The 22,237-nt window shown below is 53.2% G+C and carries 16 protein-coding genes; 2 read left to right on the top strand and 14 right to left on the bottom strand.

The genetic code is table 11. The annotated features are described in order from the left end of the window. Window positions 1–20: 20 nt before the first annotated feature. The 5 genes from ribBA to glyA are packed head-to-tail and all read right to left on the bottom strand — an operon-like array spanning window position 21 to window position 4,820. Window positions 21–1,157, bottom strand: a complete 1,137-nt coding sequence (gene ribBA, locus O5O45_RS30380) for a bifunctional 3,4-dihydroxy-2-butanone-4-phosphate synthase/GTP cyclohydrolase II (RefSeq protein WP_305903000.1) — start codon at window positions 1,155–1,157, stop codon at window positions 21–23. A gap of 51 nt (window positions 1,158–1,208) precedes the next feature. Further along, entirely contained in the window at window positions 1,209–1,877 is a 669-nt protein-coding gene (locus tag O5O45_RS30375) for a riboflavin synthase (protein WP_305902999.1), read from the bottom strand. Between the two features lies 1 nt (window position 1,878). Next, window positions 1,879–2,997: a bifunctional diaminohydroxyphosphoribosylaminopyrimidine deaminase/5-amino-6-(5-phosphoribosylamino)uracil reductase RibD gene (gene ribD, locus O5O45_RS30370; protein WP_305902998.1), complete on the bottom strand. Its 1,119-nt coding sequence runs from the start codon at window positions 2,995–2,997 to the stop codon at window positions 1,879–1,881. Continuing rightward, a complete protein-coding gene (gene nrdR, locus O5O45_RS30365) occupies window positions 2,997–3,506 on the bottom strand; it encodes a transcriptional regulator NrdR (protein WP_305902997.1) in 510 nt (169 codons plus the stop codon). The genes ribD and nrdR overlap by 1 nt, the downstream gene beginning before the upstream one ends. Window positions 3,507–3,563: 57 nt before the next feature. After that, window positions 3,564–4,820 (bottom strand): serine hydroxymethyltransferase, encoded by a 1,257-nt coding sequence (gene glyA / locus O5O45_RS30360; protein WP_305902996.1) that lies wholly within the window; start codon window positions 4,818–4,820, stop codon window positions 3,564–3,566. 387 nt (window positions 4,821–5,207) lie between these two features. On the opposite strand from glyA, the gene ettA reads away from it, so the two are divergent. After that, on the top strand, window positions 5,208–6,869 hold the full coding sequence (gene ettA / locus O5O45_RS30355) for an energy-dependent translational throttle protein EttA (protein WP_305902995.1): 1,662 nt from the start codon (window positions 5,208–5,210) through the stop codon (window positions 6,867–6,869). Between the two features lie 104 nt (window positions 6,870–6,973). Continuing rightward, a complete protein-coding gene (locus O5O45_RS30350; RefSeq protein ID WP_305902994.1) occupies window positions 6,974–7,351 on the top strand; it encodes a PilZ domain-containing protein in 378 nt (125 codons plus the stop codon). Between the two features lie 10 nt (window positions 7,352–7,361). Here O5O45_RS30350 and radA read toward each other — a convergent pair whose 3' ends face one another. From radA to O5O45_RS30305, 9 genes are all read right to left on the bottom strand, one after another. Continuing rightward, window positions 7,362–8,720 (bottom strand): DNA repair protein RadA, encoded by a 1,359-nt coding sequence (radA, locus tag O5O45_RS30345; protein WP_305902993.1) that lies wholly within the window; start codon window positions 8,718–8,720, stop codon window positions 7,362–7,364. Window positions 8,721–8,752: 32 nt separating this feature from the next. Continuing rightward, window positions 8,753–9,823: a uroporphyrinogen decarboxylase gene (hemE, locus tag O5O45_RS30340; protein WP_305902992.1), complete on the bottom strand. Its 1,071-nt coding sequence runs from the start codon at window positions 9,821–9,823 to the stop codon at window positions 8,753–8,755. A 130-nt stretch (window positions 9,824–9,953) separates the two neighbouring features. Beyond that, window positions 9,954–11,372: an FAD-dependent oxidoreductase gene (locus tag O5O45_RS30335; RefSeq protein WP_305902991.1), complete on the bottom strand. Its 1,419-nt coding sequence runs from the start codon at window positions 11,370–11,372 to the stop codon at window positions 9,954–9,956. A gap of 128 nt (window positions 11,373–11,500) precedes the next feature. Then, a complete protein-coding gene (gene gltB / locus O5O45_RS30330; RefSeq protein ID WP_305902990.1) occupies window positions 11,501–15,952 on the bottom strand; it encodes a glutamate synthase large subunit in 4,452 nt (1,483 codons plus the stop codon). Between the two features lie 202 nt (window positions 15,953–16,154). After that, a complete protein-coding gene (locus O5O45_RS30325) occupies window positions 16,155–17,795 on the bottom strand; it encodes an AAA family ATPase (protein WP_305902989.1) in 1,641 nt (546 codons plus the stop codon). A gap of 14 nt (window positions 17,796–17,809) precedes the next feature. Beyond that, window positions 17,810–18,892: a 3-dehydroquinate synthase gene (gene aroB / locus O5O45_RS30320; RefSeq protein ID WP_305906259.1), complete on the bottom strand. Its 1,083-nt coding sequence runs from the start codon at window positions 18,890–18,892 to the stop codon at window positions 17,810–17,812. An 11-nt stretch (window positions 18,893–18,903) separates the two neighbouring features. After that, window positions 18,904–19,482 carry a shikimate kinase AroK gene (gene aroK / locus O5O45_RS30315; protein ID WP_305902988.1) on the bottom strand — a complete coding sequence of 193 codons (579 nt, stop codon included), beginning with the start codon at window positions 19,480–19,482 and terminating at the stop codon, window positions 18,904–18,906. A gap of 90 nt (window positions 19,483–19,572) precedes the next feature. Continuing rightward, the gene (gene pilQ, locus O5O45_RS30310; RefSeq protein ID WP_305902987.1) at window positions 19,573–21,702 is read right to left on the bottom strand and encodes a type IV pilus secretin PilQ; all 2,130 of its coding nucleotides are present in this window, start codon (window positions 21,700–21,702) and stop codon (window positions 19,573–19,575) included. Then, window positions 21,702–22,229 (bottom strand): pilus assembly protein PilP, encoded by a 528-nt coding sequence (locus tag O5O45_RS30305; protein WP_305902986.1) that lies wholly within the window; start codon window positions 22,227–22,229, stop codon window positions 21,702–21,704. Before O5O45_RS30305 ends, pilQ begins: the two co-directional genes overlap by 1 nt. Window positions 22,230–22,237 lie beyond the last annotated feature (8 nt).

The following is a 22,237-nucleotide window of genomic DNA, read 5'->3' as shown; positions in this document are numbered from 1 at the left end:
ATCTTCTCTCCAAACTTAACTTAATTCGCTGACACGGCTTCGCCACAAAAGGGAACATATTCCACAACTTCAAGGTCAAAGCCGGACAACGCGCTAAACTTCATCGGCGCGCTCATGACGCGCATTTTACCGACGCCGAGGTCCCTTAATATCTGGGATCCCGTACCAATAGTCAGATACGCTCCGGAAACCGGAGACACATTGCCCGACCGCTTTTTCTTGGGCTTAAAGAAATCATGGACTCTTTCGCTGATATCCTGTTCGCCACTTTCACTGTCCAGCAGAATTACCACGCCCTCGCCTTCTTCAGCCACCTTCGCCAGTGCTTTGCCAATAGGCCAGCTCTCAGAACCGGGGCGTATGGCGCCAAATAAATCTTTTAATACATCGGCGAAGTGAACCCGAACCAGCACGGGCTTGTCAGGGCTCGGCTCACCCATCACCAGCGCCAAATGTATATTTTCCTGAATCGTGTCTTTGTACGTGACCAACTTGAAAGAGCCATACTCTGTCGGTAGCTCATTTTCCTCCAGGCGCTCAATGGTCTGCTCTGTTGTGGCGCGATAATGTATCAGATCGGCGATCGTGCCGATTTTGAGGCCGTGCTCGCGAGCGAACGCCTCCAATTCCGGGCGGCGCGCCATAGTGCCGTCTTCATTCATGATCTCGACGATCACCGCTGCCGGCTCGCATCCTGCCAAACGCGCCAAATCACAGCCCGCTTCAGTATGTCCCGCGCGACTCAGCACCCCACCAGGCTGGGCAGTGAGGGGGAAGATATGGCCTGGCTGCACCAAGTCCGTTGGTTTGGCATTACGCCCTACCGCGACACGAATGGTATGCGCGCGATCTGCAGCGGAAATTCCGGTAGTAACGCCCTCCGCCGCCTCAATGGAAACAGTAAACGCAGTAGCGAATTGCGCATTATTGGCGTTCACCATAGGATTCAAGCCGAGATACTGGCAACGCTCCCGGGTCATGGGGAGACATATCAAGCCCCGGGCGTGTTTCGCCATGAAGTTGATGTCTTCCGGGCGCACCATCTCCGCAGCCATAATAAGATCGCCTTCGTTTTCGCGATCCTCATCATCCATCAAAATAACCATTTTGCCTTGACGGATGTCCTGAATCAGTTCTTCTACGCTGTTAAGCTGCATACTCTCAGCCTCAAATATCGTACTCACACCTGCATTCAGCGCATGCAACTTTTATGACTTATAAAAGCCGTGTTGCGCCAGAAATTCTTTACTTATTGTAGACGTCTTCGCGTCGCCCTTTTCAGCGGAAGCGCAAAACAGTAGTCGTTCGGTATAGCGGGCCAGGAGATCCACCTCCAAATGCACCTGACTCCCGGCCTTCAGCCCCCCTAGCGTTGTCGCATGCGCAGTGTGGGGCACAATGTTCAGGCTCATCTCAGACCCCGCGACATCATTAACAGTCAGGCTAACGCCATCGACAGTAATAGAGCCCTTGGCGGCGATATAGCGTAGCAACTCCTTCGGCGCTCGAATCGCCAGGCGCAGGGAGCGTGCATCTTCCTGTTTTGAAATCAGCTCACCGACGCCATCTACATGTCCAGACACCAGATGACCGCCTAAACGCGCATTCAATTGCATGGCTTTTTCCAGATTCACCTTTACGCCTGCGCGCCACACAGCAATAGACGTATGCGCAGATGTTTCCCGGGACACATCTGCGCGGAAGCCTTTTCCGCTCATTGACGTCACCGTCAGACACACTCCGTTTACGGCGATGCTATCGCCCAAGCGGACATCCTCCATGAAACTTCCAGTGGCTCCGATTTCCAGCACCCAATCGCCGCTCTGTTGATGGATGGCGTTCACTACGCCGACTTCTTCTACCAGCCCGGTAAACATGTCACCCCTTCCTCCAGATCATGCGCACATCGTCGCCGACCTGACGGACTTCGTTTAACTTCAAAGATAAAACCTGATCCATTTGATCGAAACACGGCAAGACGAATGCCGGACGCCCTTCTCCCATTAACTTGGGAGCAATATAAGTCCAGATCTCATCTGCAAGCCCTTGTGCGACAAAGGCGCCCGCTAAATTAGCGCCCGCTTCAACCAGGACTTCATTGCACTCTCTGGACGCTAAAGCGGAAAGCAAAGCTGTAAGGTCAATCCGCCCATTCTCGCCAGTGAGTTTCAGCACCTCAAAGTCGGCCTCGCTGTTCTGTCGTTGCGCAAGCCAACTTTCAGGAACGTCAGAGCACGTAACCAGTAATATTTTGCCTGGTAGTTTGAGCATGTTGCTATCGGCAGGAAACCGCAATTGGGAGTCCAATACCACGCGCAAAGGCTGCCTCAGCTTACCGTTACAGATCCGTTCCAACTCCTGACTTCGGACATTCAGCGAGGGATCATCCGCGATAACTGTGCCGATACCCGTAATGACAGCGGAGCTGCGTGCGCGCAATTTTTGCACGTCCTCTCTCGCCGCACCGCCAGTAATCCATTTGCTGACGCCATTATGTAACGCCGACTTTCCATCCAAACTGCTTGCGACTTTTACCCGCACCCAGGGACGACCTGTACGCATACGCTGAAAAAAGCCAATATTAAGCTCATCCGCTTCCGCCGCCATACATCCGGCATGGGCTTCAATACCAGCATTTCGCAGTAGCGCCAGACCTCTGCCGGCAACGTTGGGATTAGGATCTTCCATCGCCGCGACGACTCGACCCACGCCGGCCTTAACCAGCGCTTCAGCGCAAGGCGGCGTGCGCCCGAAGTGACTGCATGGCTCCAGCGTGACATAACAGTCGGAGCCTCTTGCAGAGTCGCCTGCTGCACGCAACGCATTGACCTCCGCGTGCCCCTCACCAGCGCGTTCATGCCAACCTTCGCCGACAATCTCGCCATTTTTCACCAAGACACAGCCCACTCTGGGATTGGGGTCTGTGGTATATAAGCCACGCTCCGCCAATCGCAGCGCGCGCGCCATGAATGAATAATCTTGTGTGGAAATAGCCATTATTTAGAAGGGACGTCGTCTTTATTGGACGCTTTTTCCGACATCAGGGGCGTGGCCGCATCCCGAGAGAGTTTGTCAATCTCAGCGCGAAACTCATCCAGGTCCTGGAACCGGCGATAAACCGAAGCGAAACGGACGAAAGCGACCTGATCCAGTTCACGCAGCTCCGCCATAACCTCTTCCCCAATGACTCTGGAGTTCAGTTCCCGCTCCCCGGTTGCACGCAGACGAAACTTAATACGGTCCACAGCCGCTTCGATTTCCTCCATGCTCACCGGTCGCTTCTCCAATGCCTTCAGGAAGCCCGCCCGCAGCTTGTCTTCGTCGAAAGGTTCGCGGGTGCCGTCTTGTTTCACGACTCTGGGCATCACCAACTCCGCTGCTTCGTAGGTAGTAAAGCGTTCGGAGCAAGAGACGCACTCGCGGCGACGCCGCACTTGGCTGCCATCGGCGACCAAGCGGGAATCAATAACCTTTGTGTCCGCAGCGCTGCAAAACGGGCAATGCATAAATCACCAAATTCCTGTGTCCAGAAAAGCAAAAGCTCCCCGCGGGGAGCGCTTTATTTATCCTTTGTATACCGGGAACTTTTTGCACAGCTCCAGCACTTGCTGCTTAACCCGTTGGATGGTCTCTTCGTTTTCGATATCGTCCAGGACGTCGCAGATCCATCCTGTCAGCTCTTTGGCTTCCACTTCACCCATACCACGGCGCGTAATGGCCGGAGTACCGATGCGCAAGCCGCTGGTGACGAAGGGAGAGCGAGGATCGTTAGGCACCGCGTTTTTGTTCACCGTAATATTGGCGCGCCCCAATGCTGCGTCAGCGTCTTTTCCGGTGATGTCTTTCTTGATCAGATCAACCAGGAACAAATGGTCGTCAGTACCGCCGGAGACAATATCAAAACCGCGCTGGATAAAGGTTTCCGCCATAACCCGGGCATTTTTAACTACTTGCGCCTGGTATTGCTTGAATTCGTCCGTCATCGCTTCTTTGAAGCACACCGCCTTAGCGGCGATAACGTGCATCAAGGGTCCGCCCTGGCTTTCCGGGAAGACAGCGAAGTTCAGCTTCTTTTCCAACTCTTCGTTGGCTTTGGCGAGAATCAGACCTCCGCGAGGACCACCCAGTGTTTTGTGGGTCGTGGTCGTCGTAACGTCGGCGATCTGCACAGGGCTGGGATATACGCCCGCCGCCACCAAACCAGCGATGTGGGCCATGTCGACAAACAGATATGCGCCGACTTCATCAGCGATGGCGCGGAAGCGTTCCCAATCGATGACTCGGGAGTACGCGGAAAAGCCCGCCACGATCATCTTAGGTTTGTTCTCACGCGCCAACTTGGCGACTTCTTCGTAATCAATCTCACCGGTTTCGGGATTCAAGCCGTACTGCACCGCTTTGTAGATACGACCAGAAAAGCTGACGGAAGCGCCGTGAGTCAGGTGACCTCCGTGAGCCAGGCTCATACCGAGAATCACATCGCCAGGTTTACACAGGGCCATGTATACCGCTGCGTTCGCCTGAGAGCCGGAGTGAGGCTGCACGTTGGCGTAATCTGCGCCGAATAGCTCTTTTGCGCGGTCGATAGCCAGTTGCTCAACCACGTCGACATATTCACAACCGCCGTAATAGCGCTTGTTGGGATAACCTTCCGCATACTTGTTGGTAAGCGCGGAGCCCTGGGCTTCCATAACGCGTGGACTGGTGTAGTTTTCAGATGCAATCAGTTCTATGTGCTCTTCCTGACGCTGGGTTTCACCTTGCATGGCGTTCCAAAGATCAGGATCAAAACTTGCAATGGTCATGTCACGCGTAAACATCTGTCGCCTCTATCTCTAGGAAGTGAGTACCGTAGTTTCGTGAAGTCAGCGTACGGCGGTGAGAAAAGCCGCTATTTTAATCGATTATCCCCTGCTCTTCACCCCATTTTACTGCGTGTCGGAGAAGGCGGCTCAAAGCTCCCGTAAAACCGCCCCCCGTTTGCCAAAGACGACGATTTCAGCTAACTTAAACGGCCATTCACAGTACCATTCCATTCGCCCAGACGCTTGCGGCCGGACTTTACGCCAATGTCCAGACAGGCCCGCGCAGTTTCCAGCCGTCACTCGTTAGGACAGATGGAGTCTCAGAATTATTTCCATAAACAGCTTAACGCGGGCGAACGCTTTCGTTTTCATTATCAAATCAAAGATATAGGTTTCAATCTCATGGCACAGTACGTGTACACCATGAATCGGGTGGGCAAAGTGGTCCCCCCGAAGCGAGAAATTCTTAAGGACATCTCTCTCAGCTTCTTCCCGGGCGCCAAAATCGGCGTTCTGGGTCTGAACGGCTCAGGTAAGTCCACTTTATTGCGCATTATGGCGGGCGTGGATACCGACATTATCGGCGAAGCCCGTCCGCAACCCGGCATTAATGTCGGCTACCTGCCACAGGAACCACAGCTGGACGAGAGCAAAGATGTCCGCGGCAACGTCGAAGAAGCCGTAGCAGAAATTAAAAACGCCATGACGCGTCTGGATGAGGTATACGCAGCCTATGCAGAGCCTGACGCCGACTTCGACGCCCTGGCCGCAGAGCAGGCCAAGCTGGAAGCGCTGTTACAGACCACTGACGGGCATAACCTTGAGCGAACGCTGGAAGTCGCCGCCGATGCGCTGCGTCTTCCGCCCTGGGACGCCAAGGTAAGCACTCTTTCCGGAGGCGAACGCCGCCGCGTCGCCCTGTGTAAACTGCTGCTTTCCAAACCGGACATGCTGCTGTTGGACGAACCTACCAACCATCTGGACGCAGAAAGCGTCGCCTGGCTGGAGCGCTTCCTGCATGAATATCCTGGCACCGTCGTGGCGATTACCCACGACCGTTACTTCCTCGACAATGTCGCCGGCTGGATACTAGAGCTTGACCGAGGCCGCGGCATTCCTTTCGAAGGCAACTACAGCCAGTGGCTGGAAGCCAAGGAAAAACGCCTTGAACAGGAAGAAAGAACTGAGGCCGCCCGCCAGAAAACCATCAAGTCGGAGCTGGAGTGGGTGCGCAGCAATCCAAAAGGCCGTCACGCCAAGAGCAAAGCACGTCTGGCCCGCTTTGAAGAGCTGTCCTCTCAGGACTTCCAGTCCCGCAACGAAACCAACGAGATCTACATTCCGCCCGGACCACGTTTGGGGGATATCGTCATTGAAGTGAATGACGTCAAGAAACGCTTTGGCGACAAGCTGCTGTTCGACAACCTCAGCTTCAATGTGCCCCCAGGCAGCATTGTTGGCGTCATCGGCGGCAACGGAGCGGGTAAATCCACGTTGTTCAAGCTGATCGCAGGCATGGAGCAACCAGAGTCTGGCGCGATTCGTCTTGGCGACACAGTACAGCTTTCCTATGTAGGACAAATGCGCGAGCTGGACGACAGCAAGACAGTATGGGAAGAAGTCAGCGACGGTCAGGATATGATTGAAGTCGGCTCTTACCGCACTCCATCCCGCGCCTACCTGTCCCGCTTCAATTTCCGGGGCGGCGAGCAGCAAAAACGGGTCAAGGAGTTGTCTGGCGGTGAACGCAACCGCTTATTCCTGGCCAAGCTGTTGAAACAGGGCGGCAACGTGTTGCTGCTGGACGAACCGACCAACGATTTGGACGTTGAGACCTTACGAGCGCTAGAGGAAGCCTTGCTGGCGTTCCCAGGTTGCGCCATCGTCATCTCGCACGATCGCTGGTTCCTTGATCGTATCGCCACCCACATTCTGGCTTTCGAAGGCGACAGTGAAGTGGTTTGGTTCGAAGGCAACTTCTCCGAATACGACGAAGACTACAAGAAACGCGTCGGCGAAAGCGCCGCCGTGCCTCAGCGCATGAAATACAAGCGTCTGGCCTGATAGCCTTTCTTACTGGACGGGGTCAACGCCCCGTCCTTCCCCTCAACGTGAAGTTCTCCCATGAAGCGACTATAGTTTAGGTATCGCTACAGGGAATAAAAACTATGTCGCCCACGACTTCTTCCGATCGCCGCCGCTTTCAGCGCATATCATTTGATGCGGAGGTGACCATTCAACAAAGCCACCGCAGCTGGATCAGTCAGTTATTGGACATCTCTTTTCGCGGCGCACTGGTGCATGAGCCTGCAGACTGGGGCGAAGCTGACGCCAACGCCCCGTTTGAGCTTCGCGTCAATCTGGGAGCGGAGCATTTAATCAGTTTCAATGGGCATTTGCGCCACGCAGAAAAAGGCCACCTGGGGTTTTCCTGCGAACACATGGATCTGGATAGCGCCTCAACCCTGAGACGCTTGGTGGAGTTGAACTTGGGGAGTTCCGATCTGTTGGAAAGAGAACTCGCCGCGCTGATTGAAACCGTGTAACGCCCTCGCGTTACAGCAGTTCCAACGCCTCCTGCAGACGGGATACGCCAATCACCTGCATGCCTTCAGGGGCTTTCTTGGGTACGTTTGACTTGGGAACAATCGCCTTGGTGAAGCCATGTTTGGCCGCTTCGACAATACGCTCCTGACCGCTGCTGACGGGCCGAATTTCTCCCGACAGACCCACTTCGCCAAACACCACCCAATCGCTTGGAGCCGCTCGGTCTTTGAAGCTTGAGGAAATCGCCATCAATACCGCCAAGTCCGCGCTGGTTTCGGCAATTTTCACGCCGCCCACCACATTGATGAACACGTCCTGATCTCCAACATGCAGGCCTCCATGACGATGCAAGACCGCCAATAGCAGAGCCAGACGCTGGGGGTCCGAGCCTATCGCCAAACGTCTGGGGGCCGCGCCGAAGCCTTGGTCCACCAGCGCCTGAATTTCCACCAGCAATGGTCGGGTGCCTTCCCAGGCGACGGTCACAACACTGCCCGCCGCGGTGTGTCCCTCGCGATTAAGAAAAATAGCGCTGGGGTTTTTAACGTCCTTTAGCCCCGTCTCCATCATGGCGAAAACGCCGAGTTCATTCACCGCGCCAAAACGATTCTTGATCGCGCGCAGCGTCCGGAAACGGCTGTCTTCATTGCCCTCCAGCATGATGGAGGCGTCGATCATATGCTCAAGCACTTTGGGGCCCGCCAAAGAACCGTCTTTCGTGACATGACCAACAATTAACAAGGCGACGCCGGACTGCTTGGCGTAACGGGTAAGCGCCGCAGCAGCTTCGCGCACCTGCGCCACACTGCCAGGCGCGGATTGCAGCTCCGCCATATGCATCACCTGAATACTATCGATCACGAGAATATTCGGCTGCTGCTCACGCACGGTGTCAAGGACGCTTTCAACATCCGTCTCAGACATCACCTGCATGCCGTGACTATTCAGCTGCAGCCGGCGAGCGCGCATGGCGATTTGTTGAATGGACTCTTCCCCGGTCACATAGAGGATTTTGTGGCGCTCCGCCAGACGACAGGTCGTCTGCAGCAGCAGCGTACTTTTACCGGCGCCAGGATGACCGCCGATCAGCACGACCGATCCGGGAACAATGCCGCCTCCGAGCACACGGTCAAACTCAGGACTCAGAGTGGAAGTGCGAGGGAGATCGACCAGTTCGACCTCTTCCAGAGACTGTACTTGCGCCCGCTGCCCAGTGAAACCGCTGCGTGCGGCGCTCTTGACCGGCGCCCGGCTTTCACGGAATTCACTGACCGTATTCCAGGCGCCGCATTGAATGCACTGTCCCATCCATTTACGGTAATCCGCGCCACATTCCGTGCAGACATAACTGGTCTGTTTCTTCGCCATTCCTACAAATACTCCATTAACGCCAATCGCAATCAGGCATTCTGATGATATGGGGCGCTTAGCTCATGGACAGCGTCGATAAAGACTTTAGCGTGCTCTGGGTCCACGTCCGGCGTGATCCCGTGGCCAAGATTAAAGACATGCCCCTCACCAGAACCAAAGCTCGCCAGAATGCGTGAAACCTGATCCCGAATCGCAGCAGGCGGCGCATATAAAGTTGCCGGGTCCATGTTGCCTTGCAAAGCGACTCTGTCGCCAACCCGCCGTCTGGCGTCGCCTATCTCTGTCGTCCAATCCAGACCTAGCGCATCGGCCCCTGCGTCAGCAATATGCTCCAGCCATTGGCCGCCATTTTTGGTGAACAGAATCACCGGCACAGGACGCCCCTCCGCCTCGCGCTGCAGTTTCGACACGATCTTTTTCATATAGGCCAGCGAAAACTCAAGGTATCCCGCCGCAGTCAGAGCGCCGCCCCAAGTATCAAAAATCTGCACGGCCTGCGCGCCCGCGCGAATTTGCGCGTTCAGGTAATCCGCTACGGAATCCGCCAGTTTATCCAGCAACAAATGCAACAATTCCGGTTGTCCGTATGCGAGCTTTTTGATTTCACGGAAGTCCTTGCTTGAGCCGCCCTCCACCATATAAGTAGCCAGGGTCCAGGGGCTGCCGGAAAAGCCGATCAGGGGAACGCGGCCGTTCAACTCCCGGCGAATGGTGCGTACGGCGTTCATGACATAGCCGAGATCCGTGTCCGCGTCTGGCATATGCAGCGCGTTGACGTCCGCTTCCGTTCTTACCGTCTTTTTGAAACGGGGGCCTTCTCCAGTTTCGAAGTACAGGCCCAGCCCCATGGCGTCAGGAATAGTGAGGATGTCAGAGAAAAGAATCGCCGCATCAAGCTCAAAACGCTCCAGTGGCTGCAGCGTGACTTCACAGGCGAATTCCGCATTTTTACACAGGTCCATGAAGCTGCCTGCACGAGCCCTGGAAGCCCTATATTCAGGTAAGTAACGCCCGGCCTGGCGCATCATCCACACCGGTGTAACGTCCACCGGCTGTCTCATCAATGCGCGTAAAAATCGATCATTCTTCAGTTCTGACATGACGTCTCCAGGGTTCCAGAATTTGAGAGCAGCACATATACCACGTTCGCCCCCAACAAAAAAGGCATGGAAAACCATGCCTTTTCATACGTCTGAAGCTTTTTGATTGTTAATCAATCACTTCACGGCGTCATACTTCCAGATAATCGAGAATGCCTTCGCCAGCCTGTCTGCCTTCCCAAATAGCGGTGACTACCAGGTCGGAGCCACGCACCATGTCTCCGCCGGAAAACACTTTCGGATTAGTGGTCTGGAACTTGTATTGCTGCTGCTCCGGCGCGATGACCCGTCCGCCGTTATCGACATCAATGCCAAACTCCTGGAACCAGGGCGATGGGCTGGGACGGAAGCCGAATGCGATCAGCACCGCGTCCGCTGGCAGTATCTCTTCGCTGCCCGCCACCACTTCAGGACGACGCCGACCATTTTCATCCGGCTCGCCCAAGCGAGTTTGCACCACTTTCACGCCCTCCACCCGCTCATCGCCAATAATGGCGACAGGCTGACGGTTGAACAGGAACTTGACGCCCTCTTCTTTCGCATTGGCGACTTCCTTGCGCGAGCCAGGCATGTTGGCCTCGTCGCGACGGTAAGCACAGGTTACTGATTTGGCTTTTTGACGAATCGCCGTCCGGTTACAGTCCATGGCGGTATCGCCGCCGCCAAGGACGACGACTCGCTTGCCTTGCATGTCGACAAATTCTTCCGGCGTTTTTTCATATCCCAAGCAACGGTTGACGTTGGAGATCAGGTACGGAAGCGCGTCATATACTCCAGGCAATTCCTCGCCTGGGAAGCCGCCTTTCATATAGTTGTAGGTTCCCATTCCCAGGAAGACGGCGTCGAACTCATTCAACAAGTCCGCAAACGCCACGTCTATCCCTACATCCGTATTCAGACGGAACTCGATGCCCATCTCTTCGAACAGTTTACGACGGCGCACCATCACTTCTTTTTCCAGTTTGAACTCTGGAATACCGAAGGTCAGCAGCCCGCCAATTTCCGGATAGCGATCAAACACGACAGGCTTCACGCCATTGCGAATCAGGACATCCGCGCACCCCAAGCCAGCGGGGCCCGCGCCAATAATGGCGACCCGCTTATCGGTCATGCTCACATTGGACATATCCGGCTTCCAGCCCAGCGCCAGCGCCGTATCCGTGATATATTTCTCGGTCGAACCGATCGTCACGGCGCCAAATCCATCATTCAGCGTACAGGCGCCTTCGCATAATCTGTCCTGAGGGCACACCCGACCACAGACTTCGGGGAGCGTGTTGGTCTGATGGCTGAGCTCAACCGCCGCCATGATGTTGCCTTCCGACGCCAGCTTTAACCAATTGGGAATGTAGTTATGCACTGGGCATTTCCATTCGCAATAAGGGTTGCCGCACTCCAGACAACGGTGCGCCTGGTTTTTGACTTCCTCTTCCTTAAAGGGCTTGTAGATTTCTCTAAACTGCTTCTTACGACGCCCAACCGGAACCTTTTCAGGATCTTGCCGTCCCACATCGAGGAACTGAAAGTTATTGCTCAGTCTCTCCGCCATTGCGTCTAAACCTCTAAACTGTATACAAAAAATCTGTTTCTGGACCCGGCGCGGCGTGCACGCCTGAGGCGCAGTCTCGCCAGCCTCTTACGCCGGGAACTCCGAATACACTTAACAGCCCCGATTTATTACTCAGGCCTTGCCCGAGTGCTGTCCATCAACGATGCAAGGCTGGCGGCTTTGGGTTTCACCAGCCAGAAGCGCCCTACATAGTCATCGAAGTTATCCAGCATGTTTTCCGCCCAGGCGCTGCTGGTTTCCCGAACGTGCTCGTCAATCACGTCGCGCAGATAGTTGCGGTACGCTTCCATCGCTTCGCTGGTAATACGGTGAATCTCCACCAGCTCATGGTTATAGCGGTCGACGAAGCGATTCTCCAGGTCAAGAACATAAGCAAAGCCGCCGGTCATGCCCGCACCGAAGTTGTAGCCAGTTTTCCCCAGCACAGCCACCATGCCGCCCGTCATATACTCACAACAATGATCGCCCACGCCTTCCACCACCGCATAGGCGCCGGAGTTACGCACGCCAAAGCGTTCGCCCGCCACACCCGCGGCGAAAAGCTTGCCGCCAGTGGCGCCATACAGACAGGTGTTACCGATGATAGAGGTTTCCTGCGATGCAAAAGAGCTGTTCTGGGGCGGACGTATGGTCAACTTCCCGCCAGTCATACCTTTACCCACGTAATCGTTGGCGTCGCCTTCCAGATACATGTGCAAGCCGCCAGCGTTCCACACGCCGAAGCTTTGCCCAGCGGTGCCGGTCAAACGGAATACCAGCGGGTTTTCCGCCATGCCCTGATTGCCGTGTCGCTTGGCGATCTCGCCGGACAAGCGAGCGCCGATAGAGCGATCACAGTTGGTGACGCGAAACACAAACTCACCACCACTCTTGGCTTCGATGGTTGGCAGCGCAGCCTTCACCATTTCTTCCGCCAAACGGCCTTTGTCGTATGGGGCATTTCGAGCGGACTGGCAGGTATGCGGTTTGTCCGCAGGAATCGCGTCGTTGCTCAGCATCGGCGTCAAATCCAGATTACGCTGCTTGGCTGTCGCGCCCGGTAAAATCTCCAGCAGGTCCGTGCGGCCAACCAGTTCTTCCAGAGAACGAACGCCCAGCTTGGCCATCCACTCACGGGTTTCCGTTGCGACGAATTTGAAGTAGTTGATCGCCATCTCCACTGTGCCCTGGAAATGCTTATCGCGCAGATCTTTATTCTGCGTCGCAACACCCGTGGCGCAGTTGTTCAAGTGGCAAATCCGCAGGTATTTACAACCCAACGCCACCATTGGTCCAGTGCCGAAGCCGAAGCTTTCCGCACCGAGAATGGCGGCTTTCACCACATCCAGACCGGTCTTCAGACCACCGTCCGTCTGCAGGCGCACGTTGCCGCGCAGATCATTTGCACGCAACGCCTGATGCGCTTCTGATAGGCCCAATTCCCAGGGAGAGCCGGCGTACTTGATAGAGGTCAGCGGGCTGGCGCCAGTGCCGCCGTCATATCCCGAAATCGTGATCAAATCCGCATAGGCTTTGGCTACGCCCGCCGCGATTGTGCCGACGCCAGGCTCAGACACCAGCTTGACCGACACCAGCGCCTCAGGATTGACCTGTTTCAAGTCGAAAATCAGCTGCGCCAAATCTTCAATCGAGTAGATATCATGATGCGGTGGCGGAGAAATCAGAGTTACGCCAGGAACTGCGTAACGCAAACGCGCTATCAGCTGATTCACTTTACCGCCTGGAAGCTGCCCGCCCTCGCCAGGCTTAGCGCCTTGCGCCACTTTAATCTGCAGCACATCCGCGCTGACCAGATAGTGCGGCGTCACGCCGAAGCGACCTGATGCGACCTGCTTGATCTTGGAGCGCTTCTCCGTCCCATAACGAGCAGGATCTTCACCGCCTTCGCCTGAGTTAGAGCGCCCGCCCAAACGGTTCATCGCGACCGCCAGCGCTTCATGCGCCTCTGGGGACAATGCGCCGATAGACATGGCCGCGGAGTCAAACCTTGGAAGTATGTTTTCCAGCGGCTCAACTTCATCAATGGAAACCGGCTTGACCTTATCAGAAATTTTGAAGAGGTCGCGCAGCGTCATCGGCGCCCGGCCGTTTACATAGGAGGCATACTCCTGATAAACGCCGTAGTCGCCTTCGCGCACCGCCTTCTGCAGCGCGCCCACCACGTCCGGGTTATATGCATGATATTCGCCGCCGTGAACAAACTTCAGCAGGCCGCCTTGTAAGATTGGCTTGCGTTTGGCCCAGGCCATTTTGGCCAGCTCTGCCTGCTCCGCCTGGAAATCATAGAAAGAAGCGCCCTGAATGCGACTGGAAACGCCGCAGAAGCACAAGTCAACAACATCATCCGCCAGTCCCACGGCTTCAAACAATTGCGCGCCGCGATAAGAGGCGATTGTCGAAATCCCCATCTTGGAGAGTATTTTCAACAACCCTTTGTTAATGCCCTTCCGATAGTTGTTCTTGGCCTCGATAGGGTCGATCAATACTTCGCCGGTATTAATCAGGTCATTAAGCACTTGATAAGACAGGTACGGATAGACCGCGGTGGCGCCGAAACCAAACAACACAGCGAAATGATGCGGATCTCTCGCCCAAGCTGTTTCCACGATGATATTGGCGTCACAACGCAGACCTTTGTTCACCAAACGGTGATGCACAGCGCCCGTCGCCATAAAGGCGTTGATGGGCAGTTCGCCCTGATTGATGCCGTTGTCGCTCAGTATCAACAATACTCTGCCGTTGCGCGCCGCATTTTCCGCCTGATCCGCTACCGCTTCAATTGCCTGTTTGAGACCCAGCTCAGGGCGGTACGACAACTTGATTTTCTCTACGGAGAACCCTTCACGCTGCAAGTTAGCAATTCGGAAGAACTTGGCGGGCGACAAGACCGGAGTACTCAGGATAATACGGTTAGCATGCTGAGCCGTTTCCTGGAATACATTGCGTTCCGCGCCCAAACAGGTCTCCAGAGACATGACGATGGTTTCACGCAACGGGTCGATCGGCGGGTTGGTCACCTGCGCAAATTTTTGGCGGAAATAGTCCGCAACGGAACGAATTCGGGTGGACAGCACCGCCATCGGCGCATCATCTCCCATTGAGCCGACCGCCTCCTGACCGGATTCAGCCAGGGGACGTAACACCTGATCACGCTCTTCAAAGGAAATCATGAACATTTTCATGTATTCATGCAGGCTTTCCTTTTCCATCAGCGTGAATTCAGGCGTCTGCTGATTGAGCTTGGTTTCTACGCGCAGCGCATTTTCACGCAACCACTTTTTATAGGGGTGCGCCGATTTCAGACGGTTATCCACGTCCTGAGTATGCAGTACTTCGCCGGTATGGGTGTCCACCGCCAAAATCTGACCCGGGCCAACACGACCCTTGGCGACGACATCCTCAGACTTATATCCATAAGTACCCACTTCCGAGGCCAGTGTAATGTAGCCGTTTTTGGTGATAACCCAGCGCGCAGGACGCAATCCATTACGATCCAGCAGACACACCGCGTAGCGACCGTCAGTCAATACCACGCCGGCGGGACCATCCCAGGGCTCCATGTGCATGGAGTTGTACTCATAAAACGCGCGTAAATCCGGGTCCATCGTGTCAACATTCTGCCATGCGGGCGGGATCATCATACGCACGGCGCGGAACAGGTTAACGCCGCCTGCCAGCAAGACCTCCAACATGTTGTCCATGGAGGAGGAGTCTGAGCCAATGCGATTCACAATCGGCTGCAATGCCTCCAGATCAGGCAGATGTGGGGATTTAAATTTGCTTGCGCGCGCCATCGCCCAGTTACGGTTGCCATCAATCGTGTTGATCTCACCATTGTGAGCCAGATATCGGAAAGGCTGCGCCAACGGCCAACGCGGGGCCGTATTGGTGGAAAAGCGTTGATGGAATACGCAAATAGCGGTTTCCAGGCGCGCATCCCCAAGATCCAGATAAAAATTGGGCAAGTCGACGGGCATCATCAGCCCTTTGTAAGAAAGCACCTGGCTGGACAAGCTACAGATATAGAACTCTTTATCTTCCGCCAGGGCGTTTTCCGCCACCCTGCGGGCGATATACAGTTTGACCGCAAACTCGTGTTCATTAATGCCCTTCGGGGCTTCAACGAATATTTGTTCTATAACGGGAAGGCAATCCAGAGCCATAGGCCCCAGGCATTCCGTATTCGTAGGAACCAAGCGCCACCCGAGGGTTTTGACGCCTTGTTCGGCCAACGCGGACTCCAAGCGCTCACGGGCGGCTTTCGCCATAGCATCGTCCTGATTCAGGAACACCATGCCTACCGCGTAATTCGCGCCCAACTCAATATTAAAGCTTTCTTTGGCTATCGCCCTTAGAAAGGAATCAGGCTTTTGTATCAGTAACCCACAACCGTCGCCGGTTTTGCCATCCGCAGCGATACCACCTCGATGAGTCATGCATGTGAGGGACTCAATAGCGGTGCGCAGCAGATCATGGCTGGCTTGCCCATTCATATGGGCGATCAAACCAAAACCACAGTTATCTTTGAACTCACCTGGTTGATACAGACCTGTCTTCATATGCTTTCTCTCACTTAAATCCTTACGAATCAAAAGCTTGCCTGAAAGAAACCAAAACCAAGCAGCTTTTGATAGGCAAAAATGGGCCGCCCATAATACACACGGACAAGCCTTAGCTCAAATCTAAAGAGATTTGTTAATTAGTAAAAATACCTAAAGGTTTGTGCTTATGACAGAGGTAAGAGAGAAAAAGTCTCGATCCTTATTTGACCAAGCCCTGCAAACCGGAAATACTGCGCACCCACGCCCCCTGCTCAACCAGGGGCTGAGGAAGCTGGGCAAGCGCTTCTTTGGCTTGCTCGATAGAAGGGTAAACGCCGCGCAATACGACGTACCAATCTTTCCCTTGATACAGGGATTTGACGTAAAAATCCTGAGTGTCCCCCTCCCGTCGCAGGAAGGTCTGCACTGACTCTTTGTGTAAACTGCCCAACAGCTGGATCGTCCATGCTGACGACGCTTGTGACTGTAGCCACTCATTGGTGCGGAAGTAGTGATCCAAGTCATCCACAACGTCAGCAGTCGGGACATTTGTTCTCACTGTTTCCACAGTCTTGGCTTTAGGAGGAGTATTCTTCACTACTGTTTGAATGGAAGATTCAGACTCACCCGCCACTGACGTCAAATCTTTGTGAACAGAAGTCGGAGGCGCTTGATCAGAGGACTTGGCCTCGACCACTTCATCAGACTTCGCTACGGGCATTTTTACCGCCGACTCAGCAGCCACTGTCTTTTGATTCGTTTCTTTCTCAGTTTTCTGAGCCAGATTCGTTGCACTTTCTGCTTGCACATCTTTCATCGAATCGGTCGATGATAACTCGTCGGGCGTGACTGCAACTGACTCGACAGGTATTTCAGGTTGAGTAGCTATCGCCTCCACTGCCGGTTCTGGCGCAGGGAGTTTTATCGTCACTCTGGAAGAGTCCGCCGAGGCGCCTTCCATCCTGGGCGCCGCCTCATAACGCCACGCAATAAAGCCGACGCCGCCAATAAAAATCGCCAACAAAAAGCCGGAAACCAGCTGATACAGCTTCGTGGAAGGACTAAAGCTTTTGGGCTTCTCCGCCCCTGCGGAAAGAAGCAGAGACCCCGCCAAGCGGTCAATTCGTCCCGGTATCCCCTTACTTAGCTGGTATAGCTTCCCCACAACCGCAGGCGGTATTTCTCCCTCACCGCCACTCCATCCGGCCGCGCGGAGTTTTTCATTTAAATAACGAGATGTATCACTAAGGTCCAGCGGCGGAACGCCAACATACTGAACTGAAGTCCCCCGCGCGCCACAGGCGCGGGCAAGCTGTTGAGTGATCTGTAGCTGTCCCACCAACAATAGACCGAAAGCCCCAGACTGCTCGGGATTAAAGCGAGTAACCAGCAGTTCAAGTGATTCGTCTGAGAGCTCATGGGCGTCGTCAATAATGAAAAGCGTGCGTAGGCCTGACGCAAAGCTTCTTTCACAGCTTTGCATTATCTCCGCCAACAGCACCTTAGTGGACAGGTTGTTTTCAACCGTCGGCAACTCAAGCCCCGTCGCCAACTGAATAACAAGCGCTTCCGCTCCTTCCAGCAGACCGGGCTTCAATAACACAATTCTAAGCGCTTCGCCTTCCAATTCAATCAAACGCTTTAACAGCAAAGACTTACCGCCTCCTTTCGGGGCGGTCAGAGCCACAATGCGTTCTGAAAAATGAATCAGATGACGCAGGTTTTCAATGACCTCACCATAGCGCCCTATTTGCAGCAGATCAGCGCGACGACCGTCAAAAGGGTCGCCGTCTACGCCATAGACCTCACGCCATGCATCTAACGCAAACACTGGCTCCTGCTGTACACCTGTTTCTTGCATCAAGTTTCGAACAACTAATGAGTGGTGAAAAGCGCCAGAGTTTCCTGCAGCATGTCCGCAGGGAAGTCAGCCGTCACATCAGCGCATCCCAGCGACTCCAGCAGCACCAGACGCAACTGCCCATCCAGCACTTTCTTATCGATAGCCATGTAACGAATAAAGTCGTCTTTCGTCATACTGACAGGGGGACGGACAGGCAAATCCGCACGGCTGATCAATTTTGTAATCCGCTCGCAATCCTGCTCGTTCAGTCTTCCCATACGGCGGGACAAATCCGCCGCCATCAACATTCCTACGGCTACTGCTTCACCATGCAACCACTCTTTGTAGTGGGTGTAAGCTTCAATAGCATGTCCGAAGGTATGGCCGAGATTCAAAATGGCGCGCTGCCCTTGCTCCGTCTCATCTGCAGCGACCACTTTCGCTTTGATTTCACAAGAGCGTTTGATAGCGTAGGTTATAGCTGCGGCGTCAAGCTCTTTGATAAGGTCAATATTTTCTTCCAACCAAGTGAAAAACGCCTGATCGTAGATAAGACCGTACTTAATAACTTCCGCCAGGCCCGCTGACACTTCCGCCGCCGGAAGAGTTTTGAGCGTATCCGTATCTATAACCACTGCTTTCGGCTGATAAAAAGCGCCGATCATGTTTTTACCCTGCGGGTGATTCACGCCGGTTTTGCCACCAACCGATGAGTCCACCTGTGATAGCAGCGTGGTAGGCGCTTGAATAAAATCCACCCCTCGCTGATAACAAGCGGCGGCGAAACCGGTCATATCTCCAATTACACCACCTCCAAGAGCGATAAGCGTTGTAGTACGGTTATGCTTCTGAGTTAACAGGTGGTCAAAGATATTATTCAGTGAATCTAAATTCTTGAACTGTTCCCCATCTTCCAGAATGGTCTTGTCAACTTGAAAACCTTCAAGACTGGCTTCAAGCTGCGCTAAATAAAGAGGGGCGATCGTTTCATTGGTGACGATCATTACCTGCTTGTGTCTAATGGCGTCCGCAAAATAACTGGATGCCTTCAACAAGCCTGCTCCGATATAAATTGGGTAGCTACGGTCGCCTAATTCGACCTGAAGGGTTTCCATAGTCATCTGTTTCATCGCTCGACGGTTTCCTCACGTGATGCCCGAAGTGTTTTCACTATATCCCGCACGACTCCTTTGGGACGCTTGCTATCGGTGCTGATAATCAGGTCGGCTATGGATCTGTATATGGGCTCGCGTACTGACATGAGTTTCTTCAGCACACTGAGAGGATCTTCACTACGCAGCAAAGGTCTTTTGCGGTCTTTACGAGTGCGCTGATATTGTTGCTCTACGGAGGTGTGGAGATAAACGATGAAGCCGTTTTCTTTCAGCGCGCTCTGATTATCTGGATCTACAACAGCGCCACCGCCAGTGGCAATGACGACCGCATCCCGTTGCGACAGGTCAGCGATAACACTCTTTTCCCGCCCACGAAAGCCAACCTCGCCTTCTACATCGAATATCCAGGGAATATCAGCGCCGCAACGGGCCTCGATTTCACGATCAGAGTCCACAAACTCAAATTGAAGCTCTTTCGCAAGCAATTTGCCGATTGTAGTTTTACCGGTCCCCATAGGGCCCACCAGAACGACATTCTTCTTCGCTTTCACCCGAACAGTCCATATTGATACGCCACGGTAGCGGAGCATATCACGCCAATCCCATCCCCCTCCACTTTTGCTGGCGAACAGGCACAAAAAAGCCGCCTTGCGGCGGCTTTTTCATCTCGTCACTTAACCTTAGTTTTCGATCAGGCCGTTAGTGATTAGTTTTGGTGTGATGAAGATCAAGAGTTCGGACCTCTCATTAGTATTTTCCTTTTTAGTAAAGAGCCTCCCTAAATAAGGAACATCACCAAGGAAGGGGGTTTTTGTGGTCGTCGTAGAGGTCTCTGCTGTGAATATTCCACCCAATACGATTGTCTCACCATTCCCTACCAACACCTGAGTCTTCACTTCGTTGGTATCGATGCTAGGGATTCCTGCCGTTACATCTCCACGCGAATCCTGATTAACAACCAGATCCATTATAATTTTATCATCCGGAGTTATCTGAGGGGTCACCTCTAATGCCAAAACTGCCTTCTTAAATGATATAGAGGTCGCGCCACTTGACGTTGCTTCTTGATAAGGAATTTCCTCACCGGACTCTATTCGAGCAGTCTGCCTATCTGCACTCACTATCTTAGGCTGTGCGACGATCTCACCTTTACCATCGGACTCCAGAGCAGATAGCTCCATTGATATTAACCTACTATCCTTGAGGAAACCTAGGGCCAAAGAACTTGCATTTGTTTTCGTAACCCCCAAATCCACAGCCAATGCTCCTGGAAATTGAACCGGGTCTCCATTGACTCTCTCTACCATTGTCCCACGAGAACCGCCGACAACAATTCTAGAGTCACTATTCGTTTTGTCGTAAAACCCACCCCACTCAATACCAAAGTCAGAAACAGCATCGGTCCTTGCTCTTACAATTCGAGCCTCAATTAAAACTTGGCTTACAGGCACATCCCAGGTTTGAATTAACCTTCTCACCTGAGCCAGCTTTTCTGCGGTTTCGCGAATGCTAATGGTATTCGTCCTTTCATCTGAAGAGATAAAGCCTCTAGATGATATAAGATCCTTATCCTCTTTTAGCAGACCAACGATATCTTGCGCCTTTGCGTAATTAATCTGAACCACTTCAAGCCTAACTGGAGCCAACTCTTTAACTTGCTTACTAGCCTCAAGCTCTAGTCTTTCCCTCGCAGCAATTTCTTCAGCCGGGGCAACCAAAAGAACATTCCCTACTTTACGTTGATCTAGTCCTTTAGTTTTAAGAATTAATTCCAAGGCTTGGTCCCAAGGAACATTTTGTAGCCTGAGGGTAATACGCCCTCCCACAGTATCACTTGCAACTAAGTTCAATCCGGTGAAGTCTGCAATCAACTGCAGCACTGAACGAACTTCAATATCTTGAAAATTGAGAGATAGCTTCTCTCCTGAATAAGGAAATTTATCTTTGCGCCGCTGCTCGGACTCTTCCTCCGTCAAAGGCTCTACAGCCAGAGTAAACTGATTATCGGCCTGATAAGCCAAGTAGTCATAATCGCCCTCGGGCTTAATTAATACAGTAGCATTACCACTTTCGACGAACGAGTCGACGATGCGGACAGGAGTAGCAAAGTCCGTCACATCTAGCCGACGCTGCAACTCAGCCGGAAGCGATACACCATTGAACACAAGCTTTATGTTACCAGCCTCTTCTGACATATCTACGCTAACTTTAGGATTCGTCAACGTAATTAGAACCCTGCCATCACCTTTCTCACCTCGTAAAAAATCTACTTCTGCAATTGCAGGCTTTGAGGTAGCAGAAGCGCTAGCTGAGCGAGCAGAAGCGGTTGATGCTGCATTTTGTGAAGACTTGTTTACTACCTGTGCTTGTGGGGCAATATTTCCCCCTCCTTCTCCAAGACGAAGAACTAACGTATCGCCTCTAACTTCGCTAGTGTAGGGCACAAGTTCAACTAAATTAACAATCACTCTGGTTCGACCACCAGCTTCTAACACGGTAACGCTTTGAGTATTACCCTTTGACAGCTCATGGCTACGCTCAGCTAGTGAATTTGCCACCCCTTCAAGATCCAAAGCTATTCGAGCCGGTTGCTCGATACTGTAGCTCCTAGGCTCTGGTGGAGGAGAATCAAACTGCAGTTTTATTTCTGTCCGGTCTCCAGGCAAGGCTGCGAACTCAATACCGGTTAAACTGGTGGCGCCAGCCCAACCGCTTATGGCTAGCGCAATAAACGACAACCATACTTTCAAGATGCGCGCTGTCATTGTTTTCTCCACGAGATTTTCAAATGGCCTAAGGTATACCTTCATTAATTTATTTCCTTCAACCCGAGGGTCCTAGGCCGCTCAAACCAACCGCCTTGCCCATCAGAAACTATTTCAACAATTTCAATTCCTGTCTCATTAATAGAAACCACCTTCCCGTGATTTTTCCCCATATATTGCCCTTTCCGCACGCGATGAATTCCACCCTGGCCATCATTCACCAATGCATATAAGGTGGACTCTCCATCTTTATTGATGGTCCCCACCATATTCATCGAACCAATGGAAAAGCTTTCTAACAATTCAGGCGGTCTGTCAAAATCAGGCTTAACATTGCTCTTAGGCGTAGCTTCAACCTGCGCCAACTTTATTTCCTCGGGCTGTGAAAAAGGAGAGCGTCTATTAGCGGCACTATAGGAAAATGCTTGATACGCCTTCGGTTCAGGTAAAGGTTCAATGCGACCTTTAGGCCGTGCTTTTACTTCCTGAACAAATAGCTGCAAATCCTCGAAGCCGCTATTTGAGCTACATCCACTTAGGAGCAATGGGAAAGCGGCCGTCAAAACTAGCAAATAGCACC

The sequence above is a fragment of the Hahella sp. HNIBRBA332 genome, from assembly GCF_030719035.1.
In the GTDB taxonomy this organism is placed as follows: domain Bacteria; phylum Pseudomonadota; class Gammaproteobacteria; order Pseudomonadales; family Oleiphilaceae; genus Hahella.
The sequence above is the reverse complement of the archived record's forward strand: the minus strand, read 5'-3'. Positions and strand labels throughout refer to the sequence as shown.

Coding starts and splice junctions, on each gene's coding strand:
- ribBA (WP_305903000.1), bottom strand. CDS start 1,157: ATGCAGCTTAACAGCGTAGAAGAACTGATTCAGGACATCCGTCAAGGC.
- O5O45_RS30375 (WP_305902999.1), bottom strand. CDS start 1,877: ATGTTTACCGGGCTGGTAGAAGAAGTCGGCGTAGTGAACGCCATCCAT.
- ribD (WP_305902998.1), bottom strand. CDS start 2,997: ATGGCTATTTCCACACAAGATTATTCATTCATGGCGCGCGCGCTGCGA.
- nrdR (WP_305902997.1), bottom strand. CDS start 3,506: ATGCATTGCCCGTTTTGCAGCGCTGCGGACACAAAGGTTATTGATTCC.
- glyA (WP_305902996.1), bottom strand. CDS start 4,820: ATGTTTACGCGTGACATGACCATTGCAAGTTTTGATCCTGATCTTTGG.
- ettA (WP_305902995.1), top strand. CDS start 5,208: ATGGCACAGTACGTGTACACCATGAATCGGGTGGGCAAAGTGGTCCCC.
- O5O45_RS30350 (WP_305902994.1), top strand. CDS start 6,974: ATGTCGCCCACGACTTCTTCCGATCGCCGCCGCTTTCAGCGCATATCA.
- radA (WP_305902993.1), bottom strand. CDS start 8,720: ATGGCGAAGAAACAGACCAGTTATGTCTGCACGGAATGTGGCGCGGAT.
- hemE (WP_305902992.1), bottom strand. CDS start 9,823: ATGTCAGAACTGAAGAATGATCGATTTTTACGCGCATTGATGAGACAG.
- O5O45_RS30335 (WP_305902991.1), bottom strand. CDS start 11,372: ATGGCGGAGAGACTGAGCAATAACTTTCAGTTCCTCGATGTGGGACGG.
- gltB (WP_305902990.1), bottom strand. CDS start 15,952: ATGAAGACAGGTCTGTATCAACCAGGTGAGTTCAAAGATAACTGTGGT.
- O5O45_RS30325 (WP_305902989.1), bottom strand. CDS start 17,795: ATGCAAGAAACAGGTGTACAGCAGGAGCCAGTGTTTGCGTTAGATGCA.
- aroB (WP_305906259.1), bottom strand. CDS start 18,892: ATGGAAACCCTTCAGGTCGAATTAGGCGACCGTAGCTACCCAATTTAT.
- aroK (WP_305902988.1), bottom strand. CDS start 19,482: ATGCTCCGCTACCGTGGCGTATCAATATGGACTGTTCGGGTGAAAGCG.
- pilQ (WP_305902987.1), bottom strand. CDS start 21,702: ATGAAGGTATACCTTAGGCCATTTGAAAATCTCGTGGAGAAAACAATG.